Below are 24,451 nucleotides of genomic sequence, written 5' to 3' on the forward strand. Positions count from 1 at the left end.
AATAATTACGAATTACGAATTATTTTGACTAACTCCTAAACAACCTTGTATACTGCGTTTCATGCTGCATACTCGCCAGCGACAAACCCCAACTACAACAGGCGAGTTCATCGTCCTCAAATGCCATAATTTCTAATGCCGCAATGCTAAATAATGGTTGTAAATTTAGTAATAATTGCTGTCCTGCTGTTTGTCCAAGGGGGATAAGTTTCACGCCCGCAGTAATCAAATTACTTGCCCAACTATGCAGATATGCGAGTAATGCGGCTTGGATGCTGATTTGCCAATGGGCAACGGCAATACCAAAAGCGATCGCATAATTGCAAGGATTACCGACAGCATTGGCAATAGGTATAATCTGCGGTTCTAGTTTACCAAGTAATTGGATCAGCGATCGCCCCATCTGCCAACTAGAGGCGCGTAATTCTTCTGTTTCCCTAGCTGCCGATAACCAGAGATTCCAACGGCATAGCGACTCAATATCACCCATTTTTGCAGCTTTGTGCGATCGCACCATCACCCCTGCCTCTAGCCGAATTGCCCCGTAGAGCAACTCTGCTTTTAACCAATCTTTGAGATGTGTGTGGTTAGCGATCGTACCATTTTCTACCAGCATTTCTAAACCTTCAGAATAACTATATGCTCCCACAGGCAAAGCAGGGCTAGCCAACTGTAAAATCCTCAAAAGATGCCTATCAGTGAGCATGATGGTGTTGTCCATAAGCTCCTAATTCTGGCTGAAATGGTAAAATTTCCTCTTTCACTTCTAACCCCAATTGTTCCAACATCGTGCGTAAAACCGAATCTGAAGACAAGCGTAAATAAGTTGGGGTAATTTCTACAGGTACATGGCGATTTCCCAAATGGTATGCCGCCCGTAATAATAAAAGTGGTGTTTGGGCAAAAGCAGTCAGTATTAGTTCTGGTTTAGCAGTAATTCTGATTAAACTGCCATGAATTTCTTCTTGTAAAATATCCCCATTGTGTAAGACAGTTCCTCTGGGTAAATGTAAAAACACAATACCATCTTCCGTTTCAAAACGATGACGGCTGCGGGTACGTTCTTCTGCTGTCAGCGCCAGAGTAAAACTAACTGCGGCATCGTAATTAGGTGGTTTAAGTTGGGTAAATGTCAGCATACATTTTGCTTAAACTTCTACTTTTCATTATTATGGTTCTAATTTAACTAATTACAAATTATTTTAATCCTATATAACACTCTTGAATTACGAATTACGAATTATTTTAAATACCATATCTGCCTTGCCCGAATAAAAGATAAAATTAAACAAAGGCAACGAGCCAAACGGGGACAATCATGAACCAAGCCATTGAGGGAGTACGGTGGACAATTTACGATTTAGAGGTTCTACCCGAAAATGAGTGGACGCGCTATGAAATTATTAATGGAGAACTCTTTGTGACTCGCACTCCTCACCGCCGTCATCAACAAGTTTTTGTAAAAATTGCTCGAAAACTCGATGTTTGGTCAGATTCGAGTGGTTTAGGAGAAACAATTGTGGCTCCAGGGGTGCTTTTTTCGCAAGCAGATAGCGTTATACCGGATGTAGTTTGGGTAAGTCGAGAACGACTGGCGCAAATTGAAGATGAAGCGGGACATTTGACAGGCGCACCAGAGTTAGTAATAGAGGTTTTATCGCCTGGTAAACAAAACGAACTTCGAGACAAAGAAGCAAAACTGAAACTTTATTCAGTTCAAGGCGTGCGTGAGTATTGGATTGTCGATCGCTTTACTAAACAAGTCGAAGTTTATCGGCGACAAAAAGCACAGTTGGTTTTAGTTGCTACTTTGTTAGGTGATGATGAAATAACATCGCCACTTTTACCCGGCTTTTGTTGTTGTATCCGTTTGTTTTTTCCTAAATAATAACAAATTTGAGAATATTTCAGGACTTACGCAACTGGCACAGGGCGATCGCAAATTAGTAGTACTAATGTATTGCCTTAAAGGAGATATCTTTCATTAGCTCCTATTCTCTTATTAACAATAAGAAATTGTGTAAATTCCTTGATAAAAATTTTATGAGACAATAATAGGACTTACGCAAAATATCTCTCAAACTCTTATTTCTCCGTGTCGCGCCAGTTGCTTACTTCAAGTCTCTTAACCCGCAAGGGCGCAATGGCAACTCTTTGCCTAATAAGGTTCGTTATTCCGTAACTTTTGCGTAAGTCCTAATTTAATTTAACTCACTTACTTAATACCATTGCTGGTATTCTAAAAGCGGCAAGACCATTGTCAGACAATTGGCAAAGCAAAAGTAAAATAATGGAAATCGCTACAACCAGAGTACCGCGTTGGTTCGTTCGCAGAGATATTGATGGTTTATTTGGGCTGGCGCTTGATAATTTTATTCAAATTTTATTGATTGTCAATTTGTGCCAACGAGTGCTAGGCTTCCCTGCTGAGTTAGTTTATGGGCGCATTTTGCCAGGAGTTGCAATCAGTTTGATTGTTGGTAACTTCTATTACGCAAGGCTAGCCGTATTGCAAGGCAAACGTGAACAAAGAGACGATATTACTGCTTTGCCCTATGGGATTAACACCGTCAGCCTTTTTGCCTATATTTTTCTGGTGATGCTACCTGTAAGATTGGCGGCAATTTCTGGTGGTGCATCTGGCGAACAAGCTGCTGAATTAGCTTGGCAAGCAGGATTGGTGGCTTGCTTTGGTTCCGGTTTGATAGAATTTATCGGGGCATGGTTCGGAGAGCCACTTCGCCGCCTCGCCCCCCGTGCAGCATTGCTTTCAACTTTGGGCGGTATTGCAATCACTTTTATCGCCATTGGTTTTCTATTTCGTACCTATGCCAATCCCGTAGTCGGCTTGGTGCCTCTTGGTGTAATTTTTCTGACTTATTTTGGGCGAGTGCGATTTGCCATACCTGGCGGCTTGTTGGCAGTTCTGTTGGGAATTGCCCTTGCTTGGGGAACAGGTTTAGCCAGTTGGGATCATGCCAAGTTTATCGCTACCCTGCAACCAATTAGGTTTTATTTCCCTTCTTTGTGGCTGGGAGATTTGTGGAGCAGTCGTTCAGTCTTAGTCGGATATTTCAGCATAATTCTACCAATGGGGTTATTTAATCTTGTCGGTAGTCTCCAGAATTTAGAAAGTGCCTCAGCTGCCGGTGATACTTATCCTGTGGCTCCTTGTCTGAGGATAAATGGTATTGGTACATTGGTTGCTGCTATTTGTGGTTCCTGTTTCCCGACTACTATTTATATTGGTCATCCTGGCTGGAAAGCTATGGGAGCAAGAGTCGGTTACTCTATACTCAATGGCATAATTATGGGCTTGCTTTGCCTAAGTGGAACTGTGGCAATGCTGGCTTACTTTGTCCCGATTGAAGCCGGGATGGCAATTGTGTTATGGATTGGGATTGTGATTGTCGCTCAAAGCTTTACAGCCACCCCGTCGCATCATGCACCTGCTGTGGTTGTTGGTCTATTGCCGGGGATTGCTGGTTGGGGTGCGCTAATTGCTAAAAATTCACTTCGGGCAGCAGGCTTAGGCACGCCGGAAAAACCTTTTACACCAACGTTGATTGAGCAGTTTAAGTTGACCGATACGTATATTGATGGGGCTTTTGCTCTTGAGCAAGGGTTTATTTTTTCCGCCATGATTTTAGCTGGCATTACAGTTTACATTATTGAGCGCAAGTTTCGCCAAGCTGCCTATTGGTCTGCGATCGCTGCTGTAATTTCTTGGGTTGGGTTGATGCACAGTTATCGTTGGACTGTTGCAGATACAGTTGTTAATTTTGGCTGGGGAACTGGTACGCCTTGGGCTATTGGCTATATAATGCTGGCAATTCTCTTTTTCTATGTCGATTGGCAAGAAAGAGGTAAGACTTGAAGCGATCGCGCGATCGCTTCTTGAAAGATGACAAATCCCTCTCAAGTCATAGATGCATTCTGTGCTGTGATAGAGGATTTTTTACTCCAACTTCAATATTATCTTAGATAAATAAATTATTAGAAAAATCAAAATTATCCTACTTTTTACCTAATTTCAGTTCCTTTAAATGATAAATAAGCAGCTATTAAGCTCATGTTGTCAGCAAATAAATAGTCTAGAAGAACAATAAAAAACATGGATAACACAAACAAAGTTGATAGTACTAACAATAATTTGGCTCGGAATATAAAAGAGACTGAAACTGATATAAATTCCTCATCTAACGAACTGATACAGTCACAGAAAACAATTAATATAGATGGTCAGCGTCCAGTCGATCCAAGTAGTATTCAAATTAAAGAAACAATTAATATAGATGGTCAGCGCCCAATTGGGAAGAATGAAATTGACTATGATAAAACAATTGATATAGATGGTCAACGCCCGATTGCTAAGAGTGCTTTTCAAGAATATGACATGCTAAATGTAGACGGTAAGCGTCCAATTGACCCTAGTGATTTAGAGGTTGAGGAAATTCTTGATATAGACGGTCAACGTCCGATCGCTAAGAGTAATTTTAAAGTTCAGGATACTCTAGAAATAGATGGTAGCCGCCCAATAGCTTCAAATGACACTGTTGAAAAGGAAATACCAACAGATTATGTAGACTAAAATTACCAGCTTCTTTGATACTATTTTGATTGCTTCTTAAACCAGGAGTTCCCCAAAGAGCCAAAGCTATGCTTTGTCTCCCCTCCCCGCTTTTCGGGAGGGGATTAAGGGGAGCTTTGGCGGTCTTGGGGTCTCCCCAAGTGGAGCATCTGGCGTGTGGGGTCTAATGACTGTAGTTAGTATAACTATTTATGCGGACATGATATCAGAAGGTCAAATTTCAAGCAACCTTCGTTGTAGTATAGTTTTGCTTTCGTATTATTAATGGTATAAGAGATGACGCCTAAATTTGAATACAGTACTCTTAATCCAGAAGATATTCAGCAGCTTGGGAGTATCTTTGAGCAGTGTTTCATCAGTGGGCTTGGTGGCGAAGAAGCTTACATCAATCTGCTTGGTGTAGAAAACTTCCGCATTATTCGTGAGTCAGAACAATTAATTGGTGGATTGGCAACTCTGGATATGGGCCAGTGGTGGGGTGGTGTGCGTGTACCAATGACAGGAATTGCGGTAGTGGGCATTGCTCCAGAGTATCGCGGTTCGGGAGCTGCGATCGCTCTTATGCAGCACACCCTCAAAGAACTTTATGCTAGAGGTATACCCCTCTCTGCTCTTTATCCAGCAGTTCAAAGCTTGTATCGAAAAGTCGGGTATGAGCAGGGGGGTAGTTGGTGTAATTGGGAAGTTCCTACTAAAAATATCCAACTCCGGGAGCAACCCCTACCTTTGCAACCAATATTTCCAATCAATCATCAAGTCTTTCACGAACTATATCAGCAGCAGGCCAGATTAACGCATGGATATTTAGACCGGCATCCAGCAATCTGGGAGCGCTTAATCCAGCCAGATGAGAAGGAAACATTTTACGCATATTTTATCGGTACAAAAGAAAAACCCGAAGGCTACATCCTCTTTAGTCAACATTCAACTGAGGATGGCGCAATCCTGCGGGTAAAAGATTGGGTAATTCTCACAGTTGCGGCTGCACAAACATTCTGGTCTTTTCTTGCCAGTCATCGCTCCCAAATTGAGCAGGTGCGATGGAGGAGTTCGGCGATTGATTCCTTGACATTAGTGTTACCAGAGCAAACTGCCAAGCTTAAGAATACGATGCGCTGGCTACTGCGGGTAGTAGATGTAGTTAAGGCGCTGGAAATGCGGGGTTATCCATCGGCAATTCAAACTGAACTGCACCTAGACATTCAAGATAATTTGCTAGATGCAAACAATGGTAAATTCATTCTTTCTGTTGCTAATGGACGCGGGGAAGTTACAAAAGGTGGAAAAGGCGAGTTGCAGTTAGATGTCCGAGAACTAGCACCACTATATACAAGTTTGTTTGCTCCTTACCATTTGCAAATAGCCGGAAAACTACATGGGACAGAAACGGCTATTTCAGCAGCTACACAAATATTTGCAGGTGCTTCGCCTTGGGTGGCTGATTTCTTTTAAAAGGAATTTTATATTTCTTTTTGCTTAAGTTGACAGCAATAGCCCAAAACCTGCATTTTGTTAAGAGCGGGCGAAACGCCTAAATAATTAATTTATTGGAAATCAGCAAGGTTGAGTTAACTGACAATTCCCAGATTGTTGTAGATTTCGATAAGATTGCCATCAGGATCGCGAAAATGAGCTGTGCGGATTCCCCACTCAGGGCGATCTTGTGGTTGAGTTACAACGATCGCATTCTGAGCTTTTATTTGCTCATATACCTCATCCACGTTATCGACTGCGAAAATCAAGGCAATTTTATCTCGATTGACAACATAAGAAGGCTGTTCGATTCTGGGGACTACTTGGGCCATTAATTCTTTTTTGAACAAACCGAGCTTGATATATCCGGTATTAAACTCAGCATATCCGCTATCTTCATCGCCCCAATCGACATCAAATTTCAGCAGATCCCGGTAAAACAGAAAAGAATCTTTGTAGTTGGAGACAAGCAGTCTCAGGTGTGTTAGCTGAAGCTTCATATCTGTTGGGTTAGTCTACTAACTGTAAATTCTAGGGTCTGGGTGCATCGCTAGCAACTCACTTTCGACAATCGCCAATTCATCAAGCCGTTGCATGACAATTTATTTGTCGAAATAAGTAGCAGCTAAAACCCAATATATACCGTAGTGACGCGCTTCGGATGCCATTCGCTATAATAGCCCGACTACTACTAGTAGTCTGTCCCATTAATTTTGCGGGGCTGCGAGATCCCCGACTTATTCAAGAAGTCGGGGATCTGAACACCACGAACCTCGGAAAACTTTTGGGACAGACCACTAGTAGTCCGCCAAGTCAACAATGCTTGGTTTGTAGTGAGCGCTTGGGCGCTCAAATCAAGGACTAAAGTCCTTACCCAACGGATGGGGGAAACCCCTCTTAGCGACTAACTCACTACGAACTTATTCACCCACCAAAGAAACTTTGCGGGGTTTATCGTCAGAAAATTAACTTCTTTTCTCCCCCAGCAAAAACTGCCCCTTTCATCCCTGCTGTCGTCGTTCCTCCATTCCTTCAATAGAAATCATACTGCTGACACTTTCTACATCTGCCATCATCAAAACTGCTCCCTGCATTTCAATGCCAAGCAATGGAGTGATCGCCAGGTAACATTTTATTTGCCTACCTCGACGATTGGTAGCATTGAGGATCATTTCTTGAAAGTGTTTTTTTCCCGATAGGGAGTCGCGGATGGGCGATCGCAACTGCTCGACGGGTAGGCCAATGTCTAGGCTGAAGATAGAGCGTCCTATAACTTCATCAGTTCGCAAGCCCCATAAATCTTCTATTATGTAATTCCAAATTGAGATGTTAAAGCTGCTATCAATTACTACTATTCCAGTTTGGAGACTTCTGAGAATAGAGATAAGGAAAATATTAGTACGATTAAGTTCTGTGGTGCGATCGCTCAATTCGCTATTAATTGTCTGTAATTCTTCATTAGTAGATTGTAATTCTTCATTCATCGTCTCCAATTCTTCGTTAGTCGATTGGAGTTCTTCGTTGGTAGTTTCTAATTCTTCGTTAGTCGATTGAAGTTCTTCGTTGGTAGTTTCTAATTCTTCGTTAGTCGATTGGAGTTCTTCGTTAGTAGTTTCTAATTCCTGTCGGGAGCGTTGCAGCGCCTCTTGAAGTTGAATGTAACGCGTGACATCATGAAAAGCGATGCTTACACCTAAGAAATTGGTGTCGGTGTCTTGCAAAGGCGTAATCCGCACATCCAGATATTGGGTTTCTGTGTTGGACAAATACCGCTCTACATTTGTTAGGGTGACAGGGCGGCGTTCATTATAAGCCCGTTCAATTAGCGATCGCAACTCAATTGGTCGATAAGAAAGTTCCAAATCTTGGAAGGGACGAGCTAAATCTCTGGGGGAAAGGGCAAACAAATTCCGCGCTTGCTCGTTGATCAGCACCAAAGTTCCATTGTTATCAATGACTACTTGGGCGATTGTTGCTGTGTCGAAACCCATATCTCGCAACCGCAGGTGTCGAGACAAACGGCTGCTAGATTCGTCATCTACTGAATTTGTCATAGCTAAGAGGCGATTGCGGATATTCGCCGATGATACTTTACTAAATATCCGGTTTTTTAAGTCTAGTGGCGTAAACAGACTCGAATGCATCAATAGCATTTCCGCTTTTCCTAAAAATAGATAGCCTGCATCATTTAGTGCAAAATGAAACCGAGCCAGAATTCGCCCTTGAGTCTCAGAATTAAAATACATCATTGTATTACGGCTAACCAGCAAATCTAAGCGCGAAATCGGCGCATCCTGAAGCAGATCGTGGCGACCAAAAATCACTGAGCGGCGCAAGTCTTGGCGGAAGACATAGCGGGTGCCGACAACCTCAAAGTATTTCTGCCGCAGTTGAACTGGTACAGCCTGGATTTCTTTTGCTGAATACAGAGCAAGACGTGCCTGGTTGAGAGCCTCTTCATCTACATCTGTGGCGTAGATTTTGACTCGTTGGCGAAATTCCTCTGCTCCCAATATTTCAGCCATCAAGATTGCCAAGGTATAAGCTTCTTCCCCAGAAGCAGAACCAGCGCTCCAGATGCGGATTGGGTCAGAACTTTTTTTATTTTTAATCAGATTAGGCAACACTTGTTCTGCTAGATATTCCCAAGCTGAGAAATCTCGAAAAAAAGCAGTGACGTTAATTAAAATAGTGTTGAACAGATAATTGAATTCTTTTGGATCAACTTCTAAATAGTCTAGATAATCTCCAAACTTTTCTATGCTCAATGACTGCATTCGCTTGCATACCCGACGCATCAAAGTTGAGCGCTTATAGCCTGTAAAATCAAATCCCCGGTTTTGTCTGAGATAAACTAGTAGATTTTCAAATTCGGGGTCTTTTTCTGGGGAAGTCATAGGGTAGTTCTCGCTGGTGGAGTAGAGTTTTGAGCTTCATTCACGAATATAAAAGACTGATTAACGCAGTTCTAAGAGACTTCCAAATAAAAAAATGTTCCAAAACTGACGCAAAAACTCTCTCTATTTCTTCTCTCTGCGTTCTCTGTGTCTGGAGTGGTAAGCTGAAAATCATCTAAATTGAATAATCAAATAAAATAAAACTCTTGTGGGGTGGGCAACATGAGCGCCCTAATTATACAAATTAAATGCAGAACAGCTTAGCCTACGGCAAGCCGTTCGCGTAGCGTCTCGTAGAGAAGCGTCTACGTTTATTGGAATAATTTATTTCTTGGAAGTCCCTAAGCTTCATTCACGAATATCAAAGACTTATTAAACTATGGTGACACCAGGTTGCATTCTAAAACATATCTCCTCTGCCCCCTGCCGCTGAGCTTAGTAAGATTCTCCCATGACCAAAATTACCAGGGTGCTGGAGATTTCATTGAGAGGGAGAATAAAATCTACGTTGCCAGTTTGAATGGCTGCGGAAGGCATCCCGGAAAATTCGGCGGTTTTTACGTCTTGAACGATGATGATACCGCCCATTTTTTTAATTGCTTTTACTCCCATCGCGCCGTCGCTACCCGTTCCAGTTAGGACAAGGCCAATTGCTCTATTTTTGTAAGTGGCTGCAACCGATTTAAATAAAACATCAGCCGAAGGACGTAAAAAATGTACTGATTCTGACTGTGATAAGGAAAGCGTCCCGTCACCGTTAACCAACAAGTGACGATTGGGTGGAGCAATGTAAGCGATTCCTGGGGTAAGGCAATCTCCCTCTTGTGCTTTTTTGACGGTAATAGCTGTGCGCCGACTGAGAATTTCTGCCATCAAGGACGGATATTCGGGTCCCAGGTGTTGCACAATGGCGATCGCGGCTGTAAATTCTGGCGGTAGAGTCGATAGCACTTTAATTAAAGCAGTTAGACCTCCTGCTGAGGCTGCGATCGCCACAATATCAAAGGCAGCATTATTAAAGTAAGGTAAATGATTTTTGGCATTTTCTGCCATCTGAGTCATAATTTTTTGCCTGTGATTATCAGACAAACTTATTTAGTTACAAAAATTATTAATAAATTTTGTAAAATTTATCTTTATGAATGAATCATACAGTATATTTATCTTATTTTAACGCTTGCTTTCTTAAATAAATAATTCAATCCTCCTGTTCTAAAATGCGTTTTGCCTGCAAAAGTTGCTGTTTATGTTCTTCACTAACTGTCGGGTATTGCAGATTTAGTTCTTGTAATTTTGTGCAGATGATATTGGCAACAGCGAGGCGTGTAAACCATTTGCGATCGGCAGGAATAATATACCACGGGGCTGATTCTGTACTAGTGTTGTTGAAAACTTCTTCATAAGCATTCATATAATCATCCCAAAAAGCTCGTTCTCGGACATCGCTATCTGAAAACTTCCAATTTTTTTCAGGCAAATCAATCCGTTGTAAGAAGCGTTTTTTCTGCTCTGCTTTTGAGACATTCAGAAAAAACTTCAGGACAATCACACCATTATTTACCAAATATTTTTCAAAGTTATTGATTTCTTCAAAGCGCTGCTTCCATATCTTATTCCCTTCAGGTAAGTGGGGAAGTTGTTGTTTTTTCAGCATTTCTGGATGGACACGAACCACTAGGACTTCTTCATAGTATGAACGGTTGAATATTCCAATTCGACCTCTTTCTGGTAAAGCCTTAGTTGTTCGCCACAGGTAGTCATGGTCTAATTCTTCTGCACTGGGTCCCTTAAAACTAAACACCTGAAATCCTTGCGGGTTCACACCAGAGGTCACATGTTTAATTGTGCTATCTTTACCAGCAGCATCCATTGCCTGAAAAATAATCAACAAGGCATAAGTGTTTTGAGCGTAGAGAATATTTTGGTAATTTGCTAGTCGTTCAATATCTGCCTGTAATTTAGTTGCAGCATCAGCTTTTTCATGGAACTCAGTCTTATAGGCTGGGTCATAGTTTTTTTTCAGAGAAATCTTTGAACCTGGTGGAACAATGAAAGCATCGTGATTCATAACTTTTAATTAATTCTGGGAGTTGAAGTCCCTTTTCATCATCAGCAAGTTTTGTGGCTCTTTCTAAATTTTTGTTATAAAACTTAATGACGTAGGCATACCCTACTCTTAGGGACTTCCAAATAAAAAAATACTCAACTACTTGTTGTGGGGTAATTTATTTGTTAGAACTCCCTTAAGCAACGTAGGTGCAGCATCTCGTGGGCAGAGGAAAACGTACAAATCAAAACGAATTGTAGGCAAAAGCCCCCTTGCTCCAAATACCAGGATATACATAGCCTAGCGAATCAGAAGACAAATACGCCAAAATAATTACGAATTATCAATTACCCTCGTCCATCTCTTTTAATGTAGCTAATGCCGACGGAGATAAGCGACTCAAATAGCTGAATATCCAGTATTTAAAGATACTGTTTAAAATTACCGGGAATGTAGCAATAAAGAAAAATACTATGGTTTTATTGGCTGGCAATCCTAAATGTCCTGCGAATCCTTCAAGAATAACCTCCCACCCTTCTGGTGAGTGAAATCCTACAAATATATCTGTAGAGAGAATAATTAAAAAAGCCTTGGCATTATCGCTTAATCCATAAACAATATTATCTATAAACGATTTCACAATCAGAATTTCTTTTTTGCTTATCAGCACAACTATACCAAAAGAAATTAGTGATATAAAATCAGCAAATACATTACCAATAGCACTATTATATTTTCCGTGAAACTCTTCAGCTATCTCAATTGCTTTGCCTTTTATCTTTTCTTTTATTACTTCTGAAGAAATTGGTGGTGCTTCATTTAGGAAAGATTCAAACATCAGCCTTTGTTGATAATTATGTAATTCATGGAGAGCGTCTTTTTCCATATCAGAATTGATAAAAACTTGATTTATATTGTTTTCTCTATTTCTTTCTAATATGGGATAAACTAAAAATTGTTTAGATAATTGCTGAGTTAAAAAGGGTAGAATAATTAACGTTAGTATAAATCTTATGGAAATCTTTGTCCTCTTTTTAGAAAGTCGGTAATTTCTGACAAACTCTTCTTCCGTCTGCGGTGTAAAATCTGCTTTAATTCTATTAAGTCTTTGACCCAGAGACCTCGATAATAATCTAGCTTGTTGAGATAGAGGTTTAGGTGGTATATTATTAATATTAGATGATGGCTGTTTGTTGATTTCGCTCTGGTTAATTTGTAGTGGTTGAGAATTTGAGATTAAGGGATTATTGCTGATTATTGCATCTTTTAGAGCGTACCTTTCTACAACTTCATCAATAATTTTCAGCCTTTCTAACAATACAGAATTAGATAGATTTAAAATTCTGCGACTAAGATGAAACTCTATAAGTCTTACTTTGATAGTAGTTAAATTCTTGTCAAGGTTTCCTTGCCAATAAGACATCACATTTTCAGTATAATTTACTGATTGTGAAGAGATTTTCTGGCCGTCAAAATGTTCTATCTCAATGTTTTTAATTCTCTGAGCGGCTTGTTGAGCTTCTAAGAGCGCCCTTTCTGGCGTATCTAAAAACCAAACGTTAAGCGATCGCAAATAATCGTTGAGATTTTGGCGAAGTAAATTTGCTGTTCTGGCGAAAGAATTTTTCATTATATATGATTCCCTATATAATGCAGATAATAGTTATATAAAAATTAACAAATAACAAAGAGTAATATTTAGTTTCAAATAATATGATTTATTAATCATTACACAAGATATATAGGAATCGTATTTCATTTTTGAAATTATCTACGTGCTGCGCGAAGCGCAGCACAAGCGCGATAGACGGGGAGTAGGGAGTGGGGAGTAGGGAATTAAGCTTTTCGAGTTGTACCGAGCTTTTTCAGAAATCAAATATTAGTCCTATATTAGATAAAAGTTGGTCACTAGAAGCAAAAAATTTGAACCAGAATTTATTGGCAATATGAAACTCAGTCTGTGCATGATTGTGAAAAATGAAGCAGCAACACTGCCTAAATGCCTAAGCAGTGTCCGAAAAGTGGTAGATGAAATGGTAGTTTTGGATACAGGCTCAATCGATCGCACTCCGAATATTGCTCAACAACTTGGTGCAAAAGTATATCATTTCAAATGGTGTAATGACTTCAGTGCTGCCCGTAATGCAGCTCTAAAATATGTCACTGGAGATTGGATTCTGGTATTAGATGCTGATGAAACTCTCACACCAGCAATTGTACCGCAGTTGCGAGAAGCGATCGCAACAGATGAATACTTGCTCATCAACCTAGTCCGCCACGAAATTGGTGCAGAACAATCTCCCTATTCTCTGGTGTCTAGGCTCTTTCGCAATCATCCAGATATTTGCTTTGACCGTCCTTATCACGCCTTAGTGGATGATAGCGTGTCAGCAATTATAACCAAAGAACCTCATTGGCAAGTGGGTTATTTACCAGGAGTGGCACTTTTACACACAGGATATCAAAAAAGTGCGATCGCTCAAAATAATAAATATACTAAAGCAGCTACAGCAATGGAAGGGTTTCTCGCTACTCATCCTAATGACCCTTATGTTTGCAGCAAATTAGGGGCATTGTATGTGGAAACTGGGAAAATTACTCAAGGTATGGAGTTGCTCAGACATGGAATCTCCTTTGCTGAAGAAAACTACGATATTTTATATGAACTCCACTATCATTTAGGCATTGCCTACAGTCGGTTGCAAAAATTCCCACAGGCTATTTCTCATTATCAAGCTGCGATCAAATTGCCAATTTACCCTATGCTCAAACTAGGAGCATACATCAACTTAGGTAACTTACTCAAAGCAGCAGGAGATTTAAATGGTGCGAAAGCTGCTTACACCACAACTTTGAAAATTGACCCTAATTTTGTTTTTGGACATTATAATTTGGCGATGATATTTAAAACTTTGGGTTTATTTACAGATGCGATCGCATCTTATCGAAATGCAATCGAGTTAAATCCTAACTATGCCGAAGCTTATCAAAATTTAGGGGTAGTATTGCTCAAAGCTGGCAATCATCAAGATAGTTTAACAGCTTTTAGAAAAGCGATCGCCCTTCACGAAAGGTATAATCCCGAAGAGGCGAAAAGACTACGCCAGGGGTTGCAGGAAATGAACTTGATGTAGATGGGAGTGGGGAAAATGACAAATGCCCTATGACATTAGGATAATTTTGTATAATCACTCAACAACAAGTAAGTAGGTGAGAATAAATCGAAATACAGCGTTTTCCAGTCTGGTGAGATACAAGAACCACACCCCCAACCCCCTAAGAGCAAGCAAGGAGCTTGCTCTGATGTACCTCATTTGATCGCGAAAAGCTATAAAGGTTTCAAGTATATTTATGTATAGTAACGCTGTAATTACCTAATTATGCGAATCATTGCCCGCACCACGTTACGAAAGTTTTGGGAAGCATATCCCGATGCCGAACAGCCATTAAAGGCTTGGTTTGATGAAGCATCTCGTGCAGAATGGGATAGTCCGGCAAATATCAAAAGCACTTATCGCAATGCCAGTATTATTAGCTAATAATCGTGTTGTTTTTAATATCAAAGGTAATGATTACCGTTTAATTGTTCACGTTCGTTATGATATTAGAATTATTTTTATTCGTTTTCTGGGAACGCATAAAGAATACGATAACGTAGATGCAACATGTATTTGAGACAGTAATACCTATGCTTGAAACTCGTCCAATCCGCACCGAAGCTGATTATCGTGCTGCGCTTGATGAAATTGAAAAATTGTTTGATGCAGAACTAAATACCCCAGAGTCTGATCGATTGGAAGTTTTAACTACGCTTGTGGAAGCATACGAGCAAAGGCATTACCCAATCGAAGTACCAGATCCTATTGAAGCAATCTTATATTATCTCGAATCCCGTGGGTTGTCTGTAGATGAATTAGAGCCTGTTATTGGCAGTAAAGCAGAAATTGCCGACATTTTGCATCGCAAGCAGCCGCTAACCTTGGAGATGATTCGAGGATTGCATGAACAATTGGGGATTCCCGTACAGATTTTGATTCAACAATACCCTTTGATGCAAAATTCAGCTTGATGGTGCTGGAATTAATTGACATTAACTAAGGGACTTCCAAGAAATAAATTATTCAAATAAACGAACCTTATTAGACGCAGAGAACACAGAGAGAGGAGAAATAGAAAAAATTTTTGCATCAGTTTTGGAACATTTTTTTATTTGGAAGTCCCTAAGCCCAAAACCCTTTTGACGTTTTTGCTCCCACTATTCATCTGAAACTTCAAGCTTAGAACTCCAAACTTGAGCTTCAGAACTCCAAACTTCAAGCTTGGAACTCGAAACTTCAAGCTTGAAAATGAACTCCACCCGTTCGAGTCGAAAAGGTGGAGTTAAAAAGTTGGAGAGTTGGTAAATTTTCCTCACAAATGACAAATGACAACCAACTAAATAGACGACTTGACAAATTTCTCTAATCTATCCATTCCCTTTTCAATCGTCGCCATATCTGTGGCGTAGGAAAGGCGAATGTTGTCATCAGCGCCAAAAGCAATTCCGGGAATGACTGCAACTTGATGTTTTTCTAGCAAAGCGTCACAAAATTCTAAAGATTTTAGACCGGTTTTGCTGATATCAGGGAACAGATAAAAAGCCCCATTTGGTGAGGCGGTACTCAATCCGGGAATGGCGTTGAGTCTGTCTAACATTACCTGTCGGCGTTTGGCGAAAGCTTGGCGCATTTCTTCGACACAATCTTGAGGACTTTGTAGTGCCGCGATCGCACCATATTGGGCAAAGGTACACACGTTAGATGTACTATGTCCTTGGATGGTACTCGCGGCTTTAATGATTTCCACAGGCCCCGCTAAATAGCCGAGACGCCACCCAGTCATAGAATAAGCTTTCGCAAACCCATTACTAATCAAAGTGCGGTCAAAAATTTCCTTAGAAAGAGAACCGATGCTGATATGTTCTGCACCGTCGTAGAGAATCTTTTCGTAAATTTCATCAGAGACAACAAAGATATCTGCATCAACTACTACCTGCGCCAGTGCTTTAATTTCATCTGGCGTGTAAACCATCCCTGTGGGATTAGATGGAGAGTTGAGGATAAATAGCTTTGTCTTCGGCGTGATTGCTTTACGGAGTTTTTCGGGAGTAATTTTATAGCCCGTCGTTGCATCTGTAGGGACAATTACCGAGACTCCACCGACCAAAGTCACCATTTCGGGATAACTTAGCCAGTAGGGTGCAGGGATAATTACCTCATCACCTGGGTCGATTAGCGCCACGATTAAGTTGTAGAGAGAATGCTTACCGCCATTGGTGACGATGACATTTTCTGACTTGTAATCAAGACCATTATCAATTTTAAGCTTGTGGGCGATCGCTTCCCTTAACTTTGGTTCTCCGGCTGCTGCACCATACTTGGTTTTGCCTTCTTCCAAAGCTTTTACTGCTGCGGCTTTAATATGCGCTGGAGTATCAAAATCTGGTTCTCCAGCGCTAAAACTACAAACATCTATTCCTTCTGCCTTCAGTGCCTTAGCCTTGGCTGCGATCGCTAAGGTTAATGAAGGTGCTACCTGACTTACTCTTGCTGCCAGCTTCATTCTTACTATTTTCGGCAAATCTTTCACTTATCTAAGGATATCCCAGAATCCCTACCAAGATTTGTTTTTTCTGAATTCGTTGGAGATTGCAGCGTAAGAGCATCTCAATTAAGCTTGACACAAGGACTCAGAACAATTTAATGTATACCCAGAATTAAGAAATAGATTTAAACTTGCTTGTACTCTTAGAAACCTTAATATTACAAGTTTTAGAGAAATTTATAGATGAATACGCTATCTGAGCGATCGCTAAAAACTAAGAAATATTTAAAGGTAGGGTCTAGAACGTCAGCACTGGTTAAAATTGAGTTATATAACAAAATTGAGAGTATAATCTATGTACACAAAATCCCAAAATAGTCTTCAAAATAAAAAGCTTAATGCCAATTCATACATTACAATCGATGATGATAAATTTCCGCAAGGTAATGTAAGAATGTATGCAATTTCTTTTGATATGGATATTGAAACTTTAAGACAATCCTATGGCGACCCTTACAACAATACCTATGGTGAAATTAAAAAACTACTTTCTTCATACGGTTTTACTAGACAGCAAGGAAGTGTTTATTTTGGTAATGAAAGTGTTAACGCTGTTACTTGTGTTTTAGCTGTTCAAGACTTATCTAGAAGATTACCTTGGTTTCCAGTATCAGTAAGAGATATAAGAATGTTAAGGATAGAGGAAAATAACGATCTATTACCAGCCGTTCAAGCAAATTTACCTAATCCATAGTTTTTGCATCATTGTTTGAAGCGATTAAACCTAATGAATAAACACACTGTGCTTAATAGCTACGGTGTGAAAATATTTTTACATAAAGGTTTTAGTCTTTTATTAGTGTGAAAATGCTGATTATCGTATTATCTTAATAATGTATTTAGTATTATATACAGCAACAAATTTAAAAAAACTAGTATCTATGGACGATGAGAATAATCAAGGGTTAGTCAAAGCTGTAGACTGGTTGGTGGTTGGGAACTAGGAATTACAAATAATTACTGAGTCTTGACCTTTGACTATTAACAATGTACTTTATGTAGTGTTTTAATTTTATAGAAAACTAACTTTATGCAATTAAAGAAACTTTTCATCGCATCTTCTCTGTTAATTACTGCTTTTTTTATACCTAATGCTGCCATTGCTCAAAATCGCGGTACTCCGGGTAAATTTGATTTTTATGTATTGACACTCTCTTGGTCGCCAGATTATTGTGCTGCAAATGGTAGCCGTGACCAGCAACAGTGTGGTTCTGGAAGGAAACTTGGTTTTGTACTACATGGTTTGTGGCCACAATACCAAGCTGGTTATCCTGCTAATTGTTCCACGGAAAAATTACCGTCGGAAGTAAAGCGACAATTTCCCAATTTGTATCCTAGTAATAAACTTTACGATCATGAATGGGAAAAACATGGTACTTGTTCGGGGAAAACTCCAGCAGAATACTTGGCATTGAGTAAAAAGTTAAAAGATGCGATCGCTATTCCCGCAGCTTATAACCGTCCTGCAAAACCCTTGCGTACCACAATTACAAATTTTAAAAATTCATTTGTGAATGCAAATAATCAAATTAGTGCTAATAGTATAGCACCTTTTTGTTCTGGTTCAGGAAGATTTTTACAAGAAGTCTTCTTTTGTTATTCCAAAGACGGTGAACCTGGTATTTGTAGTGCCGAGATTTTGAAGCGATCGCAAAAAAGTTGTGGTCAACCAGATTTCTTACTGAGAAACATTAGATAAAAATGGGGAATCGGGAATTGGGAATTGGGAATTGGGGAAAGAATTCTTATAACTCCTAACTCCAAACTCCTAACTCCTAACTCCTAACTCCTAACTTATTAAGCGATCGTCACATCCGGTGACAAGTAAACATCTTGAATGGCATGAAACAGTTTTACACCTTCCTCAAAGGGACGCTGGAAGGTCTTTCGTCCAGAAATTAATCCAGAACCACCAGCGCGTTTATTAATTACAGCGGTGCGAACTGCTTCGGCGAAATCATTTTTACCAGTCGCGCCACCAGAATTAATCAGCCCCACGCGCCCAGAGTAGCAATTTAATACCTGGTAACGAGTTAAATCAATTGGGTGATCAGTTGTCAATTCTGTATAAACCCGCTCATCGGTTTTGCCGTAACTCTTACCAGTAGCTTTGGCAATTGCACCGTAACCATTATTATTTTCTGGTAACTTTTGTTTAATAATGTCGGCTTCAATAGTTACACCCAAATGATTCGCCTGTCCGGTGAGGTCAGCAGCAAGGTGGTAATCTTTATCTTGTTTAAAGGCGTTATTCCGCAGATAGCACCAGAGAATTGTCACCATCCCTAATTCATGGGCGCGTTTAAAAGCTTTGCTGATTTCTTGAATTTGTCTAGTAGAATTCTCTGAACCAAAGTAAATTGTCGCACCTACAGCAGCCGCCCCTAAATTCCAAGCTTGTTCGACATCAGCAAACAATACCTGGTCAAATTGATTGGGGAAAGTCAGCAATTCGTTGTGATTGATTTTGGCAATAAAGGGGATTTTGTGGGCATACTTGCGCGAAACTATACCTAATGTCCCCAAAGTGGTAGCAACCGCATTGCAACCAGAAGCGATCGCTAGCCTAACAATATTTTCTGGGTCAAAGTAAATCGGATTAGGCGCAAAAGAGGCACCTGCTGAGTGTTCAATGCCTTGGTCTACCGGTAGAATAGACAGATATCCAGTATATGCCAAACGACCAGTAGAATAAAGTAACTGGAGATTACGCAATACTTGCGGGTTGCGATCGCTGTTGAGCCAGATGCGATCTACAAAGTCTGGCCCCGGCAAATGTAGTAAATCAGTAGGAACTTTTGCTTTGTAGGTAAGCAGGTCTTCAGCCTCTTTACCTAGCAATGACTCGATAGAATTAGCCTCTATGAGCGCTGTAGTCATAGTTTTTTCCTCAAAAATTGAGCAAATGACCTTTGGCTTTAAGATAGCATTTTTAATATTGCTAACCTAGCTGTGCGGGCATTAACTATATTTAAAATCCTTATGATATAGCAATCTGAAATTATCTTTAAAAACTTGTTTTACTTATTAAAGGTGAGATTTAATTGTCATAATTTGCATTTTCTCTCAAACAAATCTTTTTGGCATTGTAATCGTTTATACTCCCCCACCCTTATACGAAGAATCAAGAGTTTCGGCAATTTTATCGGGGAGAAAAAATAATTGGACTCAATTTGCTCATAATATCACCTATTGTCACAATATTTGCCTATTTGCGCTTTACTCATTACAGGTACAAAATGTAAGTCTATTAAAACCACTTGCGCTAAAGTAGAAAACTTCAATGCTGTACCGCAATTTTCAAACTCAAGCCGAGTTAGATTCTCAGTATAATCTTAGTGAGCTAAGTCTTAATATACCTGCGTATATGAATTTTTATGCCACAAACAGTGCTAAGGTACGTGAAAAACTCCGCTGCCATTTGAGTGTTCCTTTTGGCCCTACCCTAGTCGAACACCTAGATATTTTCCCCGCAGCACAACCACAAGCACCAATTTTGATATTTATCCACGGTGGCTATTGGATGATGAGTAGCAGTAAAGACTTTAGCTTTGTCGCTCAAGGTCCAGTAGCTGCGAATGTTACAGTCGTACTGGTCAACTATGCCTTGTGTCCCAAAGTTACCATTGAGGAGATTGTTCGCCAAAATCGTTCAGCTATTGCCTGGATTTATCATCATGCCGAAAACTTCGGTGCAGACCCCAATTGCATCTATGTAGCTGGCCACTCAGCGGGTGGCCATTTAACTGCTATGCTCATGGCTACAGACTGGGAAAATGACTATGGACTACCAGATGATATCATTAAAGGTGGTTGTGCTATTAGCGGTTTATTTGATTTAATGCCGTTTCCCTACACCTGGTTACAACCCAAGATACAACTTACCTGGGCTGAAGTTCTTCGCAATAGTCCTATCCGTCATATTCCCGAAAAAGCTGGCTCTCTACTTGTAACCTATGGCGAGCAAGAAACTTCAGAATTTAAACGACAGTCTCAAGATTTTCTGGCTGTATGGAAGAAAAAAGGATTGGCTGGTGAATACTTACCACAGCCTGATAAAAACCACTTTACGGCAATCAATGGTTTTTTAGATGGTAACAGCCCATTGTGTACAGCAATTTTGAGACAAATAAAGTTATATGATCCAACACATTGATCGCTAAATGAGAAATCCACAATCACTCACTCAGAAGCCTACACTGTACTGTAAGTAGCTAGGCAAGATAAAACCAAACTATGTAACGAAAAGTCAAATCTCTGTATTTGGCTCGTAGTTGCGCTGTCTTCGCTTTAGCGCTACGAGCCAGTGATGATTATTTGCGCCCACTTAATTAGAAATTAATAAGGAGTTAGGAATAAATAACTCCTAACTCTTGTACAGACGCGACGAGTAGCGTCTCTACTTTTTACACCGCACAACTCAACTCGCCGGCTTTTTGGCTAAAGCGGTGATTTTCGCGATAGTCTACGGGACAATCTATCACTGCGGGGACATCTTGAGCGAGGGCTTCTTTCAAAGTGGGAATCAAATCTAAAGCCGATTCAACTCGGTAGCCTTTTAAACCCATGCTTTCGGCAAATTTAACAAAATCAGGATTGCTAAAATGCACAAAAGATGAGTTTCCTTTGCCAAATTGATTTTCTTGCTTCCACTCAATTAACCCATAGCCACCATCATTGAAAATTATGGTGACAAAGGGTGTACCGACACGCAAGGCTGTTTCTAATTCTTGAGAATTCATCATAAAGCCGCCATCGCCTGTTACAGCAACGACTTTGCGCTTAGGATAAACAAGTTTTGCTGCTAAAGCGCCAGGAATGGCAATACCCATAGCCGCGAAGCCGTTGGAAATTATGCAAGTATTGGGGCTATGGCAATGATAATGACGGGCCATCCACATTTTATGTGCGCCAACATCAGATATGACGATATCATCTGGCCCCATTACTTGCCGTAAGTCATAAATTAACTTTTGCGGCTTAATCGGAAATCCGTCATCATGGGCATACTGTTCGTAATCAGCCCGAATCTCTGACCTTAAGCTGATGGCAAAAGGATCGGGTTTACCTTGTCGGTCTGCTAATTTTAAAATTTCATAGAGGGAATCTGAAATATCTCCCACGACTTCGGCGTTGGGAATATAACTACTATCAATTTCTGCCGGACTTACCCCAATATGCACAATCGGAATTTCACCATTACGATTCCATTTTTTGGGGGAAAACTCAATCAAATCATAGCCGATCGCAATTACTAAATCTGTGTTATCAAAACCACAGGTAATAAAGTCTCTTTGCTGTAATCCCACTGACCACAAAGCTAATTGATGTGTATAGGGAATAACGCCTTTACCCATGAAAGTATTAGCAACAGGTATATTCAGCAAAGTGGCAAATTGCGTTACAGCATCGCTTGCATAAGCGCGGATTGCCCCATTTCCGACTAAAATTAATGGGTTTACCGCTTGGCAAATTGCGGCGGCGGCTGCCCGAATGCTAGCAAAAGATGCATAGGTTTTTTCGCTATTATCCTTACGCAAAGGTTTGCCTTCTACAGGCATAGCGGCAATATTTTCTGGTAAATCGATGTGAACTGCACCAGGTTTTTCTGATTGCGATCGCTTAAATGCTTTCCGTACTACTTCTGGTGTAATACTCGGTCGCACTATCTGCTTATTCCACTTGGTAACAGGTGCAAACATTGCCACCAAATCTAAATATTGATGGGATTCGATGTGCATTCTATCTGTTCCCACCTGACCAGTAATTGCCACTAAAGGCGCACCATCGAGGTTAGCATCTGCTACCCCAGTCATCAAATTAGTTGCCCCAGGTCCAAGAGTAGAAAGACAGACTCCGGCTTTTCCGGTTAAGCGTCCGTAGACATCAGCCATGAATGCTGCACCCTGTTCATGACGAGTCGTAATAAATTTAATCGAAGAATGTTTTAGCGCTTCCAAAACGTGCAGGTTTTCTTCGCCAGGGAGTCCAAAAATATATTGCACTCCTTCATTTTCTAAGCACTGCACCAATAATTCTGCTGTATTCATTTTATTTCCTAACTATTGACGATATTCAGTTAGGAGTTAGGAGTTGAGAGTTAGGAGTTGGGAGTTGAGAGTTGAGAGTTAGAGTTGGGAGTTTAAATTAATAACTCCTCACCGTTCACTCATTACTCTTTAGTTTTAACTCTTCACTTCTCACTTTTAACTCGTCATTTGTTACTCCCCACTCTTAACTTTTAACTTTTAACTCCTAACTCCTAACTTTTGATCATTTAACCCACACGGTTTTAACATTGACAAACTCATGTATACCCTGGATACTCAATTCTCTGCCATATCCAGAACGCTTGATGCCACCAAAGGGCAATCGGGGATCAGATTTGACCATACTGTTGATAAAGACGGCACCTGCTTCGATTTCTTCAACCAAGCGATCGCTCTCTTGGTTGTCGGTTGTCCAAGCACTTGCACCTAAGCCAAAGGGTGAGTCATTAGCGAGTTTAATGGCAGCATCGATATCTGGAACCCGGAATAACAAGGCTACCGGACCAAAGAATTCTTCTTTGGCAATTGGTGTCTCAGGTGGGATATCTATGATAATCGTTGGTGGATAAAAGTTACCAGGACGATCTGATAAAGAATGTCCACCGATCAGGACTTTACCACCACTGCTGATAGCATTTTGCACTTGTTGATCTAAATCCTGGAGAATACCAGGAGTTGCAAGTGGCCCCAAATCGGTATCTGGTTGCATGGGATCGCCAACTTTGAGCGCCTCAAATTTTTCTAAAAGTAATTTTTCAAATTTGTCTGCGATCGCTTCTGCGATAATAAAACGTTTTGCTGCAATACATGATTGCCCGTTATTCAACATCCGCGCTGTAGTAGCTGTGACAACTGCTGTCTCTAAGTCAGCACTCTCTAACACAATAAACGGGTCACTTCCTCCTAATTCCAAAACGGTTTTTTTGATTTGTTTGCCGGCGGCGACGGCGAGGGATGCACCTGCTGGTTCGCTTCCGGTCAATGTGGCAGCTTTTACGCGGTCATCAGCCATTAAATCGGCGACTTTAGCAGCGCCTATTAATAGAGTTTGAAACGCACCTTCAGGAAAACCTGCGCGTCGGATAATATCTTCAATTGCCAAGGCGCACTGTGGCACATTGGAAGCGTGTTTGAGTAAGCCGACATTTCCCGCCATTAGCGCTGGTGCAGCAAAGCGGAACACTTGCCAAAAGGGGAAATTCCACGGCATCACCGCGAGAATCGCACCCATTGGTTGATAACGGATAAAACTCTCGCTGGCATCCGTTTTTATACTGACATCAGCCAAAAAACTAGGGGCGTGTTCGGCATAGTAGCGACAGACCACGGCGCATTTTTCGACTTCCGCGATCGCTGCTTTAAATGGCTTACCCATTTCTAAAGTCATTAACTTAGCAAATTCTGCTTTGTCTTGCTCTAAAATATCAGCAGCCTTTTGTAACCACTGCGATCGCACCGAAAAACTAGTCTGACGATACTTTTCAAAAGTCTGATTAGCCAAATCGAGTTTAGCGGTAATTTCTGCATCATTGAGTGGCTCAAAGGTTTTGAGCGTTTCCCCAGTGGCGGGATTAATGGTAGCGATCGCCATTACCTGACCTCCCATTAAAAAATAGCTTGAAGTAGGCTTCCTAATGTTATACATATAAATTGAGCAAGCTACTACCCAAATTCTAGTCTTTTAGCTAAGAATTAGCTGCCCAATATTACAATTTTGCCTTTTTTTTGGAATAAAATATACCAATCAATC

Annotated in this window: 20 protein-coding genes and 2 pseudogenes; 10 read left to right on the top strand and 12 right to left on the bottom strand. The window is 40.6% G+C overall.

From position 1 onward, the window contains the following. Nucleotides 1-28 precede the first annotated feature (28 nt). Together V7K32_RS25975 and ureE are read right to left on the bottom strand one after the other, a co-directional pair. Nucleotides 29-721, bottom strand: coding sequence for an urease accessory protein UreF (locus V7K32_RS25975; protein WP_334997374.1), 693 nt, complete (start codon nucleotides 719-721; stop codon nucleotides 29-31). Continuing rightward, nucleotides 696-1,139, bottom strand: a complete 444-nt coding sequence (ureE, locus tag V7K32_RS25980; RefSeq protein WP_334997376.1) for an urease accessory protein UreE — start codon at nucleotides 1,137-1,139, stop codon at nucleotides 696-698. The genes V7K32_RS25975 and ureE overlap by 26 nt, the downstream gene beginning before the upstream one ends. Nucleotides 1,140-1,318: 179 nt before the next feature. On the opposite strand from ureE, the gene V7K32_RS25985 reads away from it, so the two are divergent. The 4 genes from V7K32_RS25985 to V7K32_RS26000 all read left to right on the top strand — a co-directional run bounded on the left by V7K32_RS25985 (nucleotide 1,319) and on the right by V7K32_RS26000 (nucleotide 6,043). Next, the gene (locus V7K32_RS25985) at nucleotides 1,319-1,888 is read left to right on the top strand and encodes a Uma2 family endonuclease (protein WP_334997378.1); all 570 of its coding nucleotides are present in this window, start codon (nucleotides 1,319-1,321) and stop codon (nucleotides 1,886-1,888) included. A gap of 402 nt (nucleotides 1,889-2,290) precedes the next feature. Next, nucleotides 2,291-3,877, top strand: coding sequence for an NCS2 family permease (locus V7K32_RS25990; protein WP_334997380.1), 1,587 nt, complete (start codon nucleotides 2,291-2,293; stop codon nucleotides 3,875-3,877). A gap of 237 nt (nucleotides 3,878-4,114) precedes the next feature. Beyond that, the gene (locus V7K32_RS25995; protein ID WP_334997382.1) at nucleotides 4,115-4,591 is read left to right on the top strand and encodes a hypothetical protein; all 477 of its coding nucleotides are present in this window, start codon (nucleotides 4,115-4,117) and stop codon (nucleotides 4,589-4,591) included. Between the two features lie 276 nt (nucleotides 4,592-4,867). Further along, nucleotides 4,868-6,043, top strand: a complete 1,176-nt coding sequence (locus V7K32_RS26000) for a GNAT family N-acetyltransferase (RefSeq protein ID WP_334997384.1) — start codon at nucleotides 4,868-4,870, stop codon at nucleotides 6,041-6,043. Between the two features lie 116 nt (nucleotides 6,044-6,159). Here V7K32_RS26000 and V7K32_RS26005 read toward each other — a convergent pair whose 3' ends face one another. From V7K32_RS26005 to V7K32_RS26030, 6 genes and pseudogenes are all read right to left on the bottom strand, one after another. Further along, nucleotides 6,160-6,564 carry a VOC family protein gene (locus V7K32_RS26005; protein ID WP_334997386.1) on the bottom strand — a complete coding sequence of 135 codons (405 nt, stop codon included), beginning with the start codon at nucleotides 6,562-6,564 and terminating at the stop codon, nucleotides 6,160-6,162. Nucleotides 6,565-6,582: 18 nt separating this feature from the next. Further along, a pseudogene (gene miaE, locus V7K32_RS26010) lies at nucleotides 6,583-6,732 on the bottom strand (tRNA isopentenyl-2-thiomethyl-A-37 hydroxylase MiaE); the annotation flags it as partial. Between the two features lie 333 nt (nucleotides 6,733-7,065). Beyond that, nucleotides 7,066-8,961 carry a CheR family methyltransferase gene (locus tag V7K32_RS26015; RefSeq protein ID WP_334997389.1) on the bottom strand — a complete coding sequence of 632 codons (1,896 nt, stop codon included), beginning with the start codon at nucleotides 8,959-8,961 and terminating at the stop codon, nucleotides 7,066-7,068. Nucleotides 8,962-9,396: 435 nt separating this feature from the next. Then, nucleotides 9,397-10,023, bottom strand: coding sequence for a chemotaxis protein CheB (locus V7K32_RS26020; protein ID WP_334997391.1), 627 nt, complete (start codon nucleotides 10,021-10,023; stop codon nucleotides 9,397-9,399). A 136-nt stretch (nucleotides 10,024-10,159) separates the two neighbouring features. Next, the gene (locus tag V7K32_RS26025) at nucleotides 10,160-11,029 is read right to left on the bottom strand and encodes a polyphosphate kinase 2 family protein (protein ID WP_334997393.1); all 870 of its coding nucleotides are present in this window, start codon (nucleotides 11,027-11,029) and stop codon (nucleotides 10,160-10,162) included. Between the two features lie 322 nt (nucleotides 11,030-11,351). Continuing rightward, complete coding sequence (locus tag V7K32_RS26030; RefSeq protein ID WP_334997395.1) at nucleotides 11,352-12,638, bottom strand: proton extrusion protein PcxA; 1,287 nt, start codon at nucleotides 12,636-12,638, stop codon at nucleotides 11,352-11,354. Between the two features lie 316 nt (nucleotides 12,639-12,954). On the opposite strand from V7K32_RS26030, the gene V7K32_RS26035 reads away from it, so the two are divergent. The 3 genes and pseudogenes from V7K32_RS26035 to V7K32_RS26045 all read left to right on the top strand — a co-directional run bounded on the left by V7K32_RS26035 (nucleotide 12,955) and on the right by V7K32_RS26045 (nucleotide 15,077). Beyond that, nucleotides 12,955-14,142 (top strand): tetratricopeptide repeat protein, encoded by a 1,188-nt coding sequence (locus V7K32_RS26035; protein ID WP_334997397.1) that lies wholly within the window; start codon nucleotides 12,955-12,957, stop codon nucleotides 14,140-14,142. Nucleotides 14,143-14,388: 246 nt separating this feature from the next. Next, a pseudogene (locus V7K32_RS26040) lies at nucleotides 14,389-14,683 on the top strand (type II toxin-antitoxin system HigB family toxin). Nucleotides 14,684-14,696: 13 nt separating this feature from the next. Beyond that, nucleotides 14,697-15,077, top strand: coding sequence for a helix-turn-helix domain-containing protein (locus V7K32_RS26045; RefSeq protein WP_334997399.1), 381 nt, complete (start codon nucleotides 14,697-14,699; stop codon nucleotides 15,075-15,077). 365 nt (nucleotides 15,078-15,442) lie between these two features. Here V7K32_RS26045 and V7K32_RS26050 read toward each other — a convergent pair whose 3' ends face one another. After that, nucleotides 15,443-16,609: a pyridoxal phosphate-dependent aminotransferase gene (locus tag V7K32_RS26050; protein WP_334997400.1), complete on the bottom strand. Its 1,167-nt coding sequence runs from the start codon at nucleotides 16,607-16,609 to the stop codon at nucleotides 15,443-15,445. 337 nt (nucleotides 16,610-16,946) lie between these two features. Here V7K32_RS26050 and V7K32_RS26055 point away from each other — a divergent pair, with 337 nt between their 5' ends. Both V7K32_RS26055 and V7K32_RS26060 read left to right on the top strand, forming a co-directional pair. Then, the gene (locus V7K32_RS26055) at nucleotides 16,947-17,345 is read left to right on the top strand and encodes a hypothetical protein (RefSeq protein WP_334997402.1); all 399 of its coding nucleotides are present in this window, start codon (nucleotides 16,947-16,949) and stop codon (nucleotides 17,343-17,345) included. Nucleotides 17,346-17,681: 336 nt separating this feature from the next. Continuing rightward, nucleotides 17,682-18,350, top strand: a complete 669-nt coding sequence (locus V7K32_RS26060) for a ribonuclease T2 family protein (RefSeq protein WP_334997404.1) — start codon at nucleotides 17,682-17,684, stop codon at nucleotides 18,348-18,350. A 98-nt stretch (nucleotides 18,351-18,448) separates the two neighbouring features. Here V7K32_RS26060 and V7K32_RS26065 read toward each other — a convergent pair whose 3' ends face one another. Continuing rightward, a complete protein-coding gene (locus tag V7K32_RS26065) occupies nucleotides 18,449-19,531 on the bottom strand; it encodes a class I fructose-bisphosphate aldolase (RefSeq protein ID WP_229488100.1) in 1,083 nt (360 codons plus the stop codon). A gap of 403 nt (nucleotides 19,532-19,934) precedes the next feature. Here V7K32_RS26065 and V7K32_RS26070 point away from each other — a divergent pair, with 403 nt between their 5' ends. Then, nucleotides 19,935-20,807, top strand: a complete 873-nt coding sequence (locus tag V7K32_RS26070; RefSeq protein ID WP_334997407.1) for an alpha/beta hydrolase — start codon at nucleotides 19,935-19,937, stop codon at nucleotides 20,805-20,807. A 250-nt stretch (nucleotides 20,808-21,057) separates the two neighbouring features. Here V7K32_RS26070 and V7K32_RS26075 read toward each other — a convergent pair whose 3' ends face one another. Next, the gene (locus V7K32_RS26075; RefSeq protein ID WP_334997409.1) at nucleotides 21,058-22,701 is read right to left on the bottom strand and encodes an acetolactate synthase large subunit; all 1,644 of its coding nucleotides are present in this window, start codon (nucleotides 22,699-22,701) and stop codon (nucleotides 21,058-21,060) included. 223 nt (nucleotides 22,702-22,924) lie between these two features. Then, nucleotides 22,925-24,292, bottom strand: a complete 1,368-nt coding sequence (locus V7K32_RS26080) for an NAD-dependent succinate-semialdehyde dehydrogenase (protein WP_334997436.1) — start codon at nucleotides 24,290-24,292, stop codon at nucleotides 22,925-22,927. Nucleotides 24,293-24,451 lie beyond the last annotated feature (159 nt).

The sequence above is a fragment of the Nostoc sp. genome (genome assembly GCF_036917635.1).
Lineage (GTDB): Bacteria > Cyanobacteriota > Cyanobacteriia > Cyanobacteriales > Nostocaceae > Nostoc.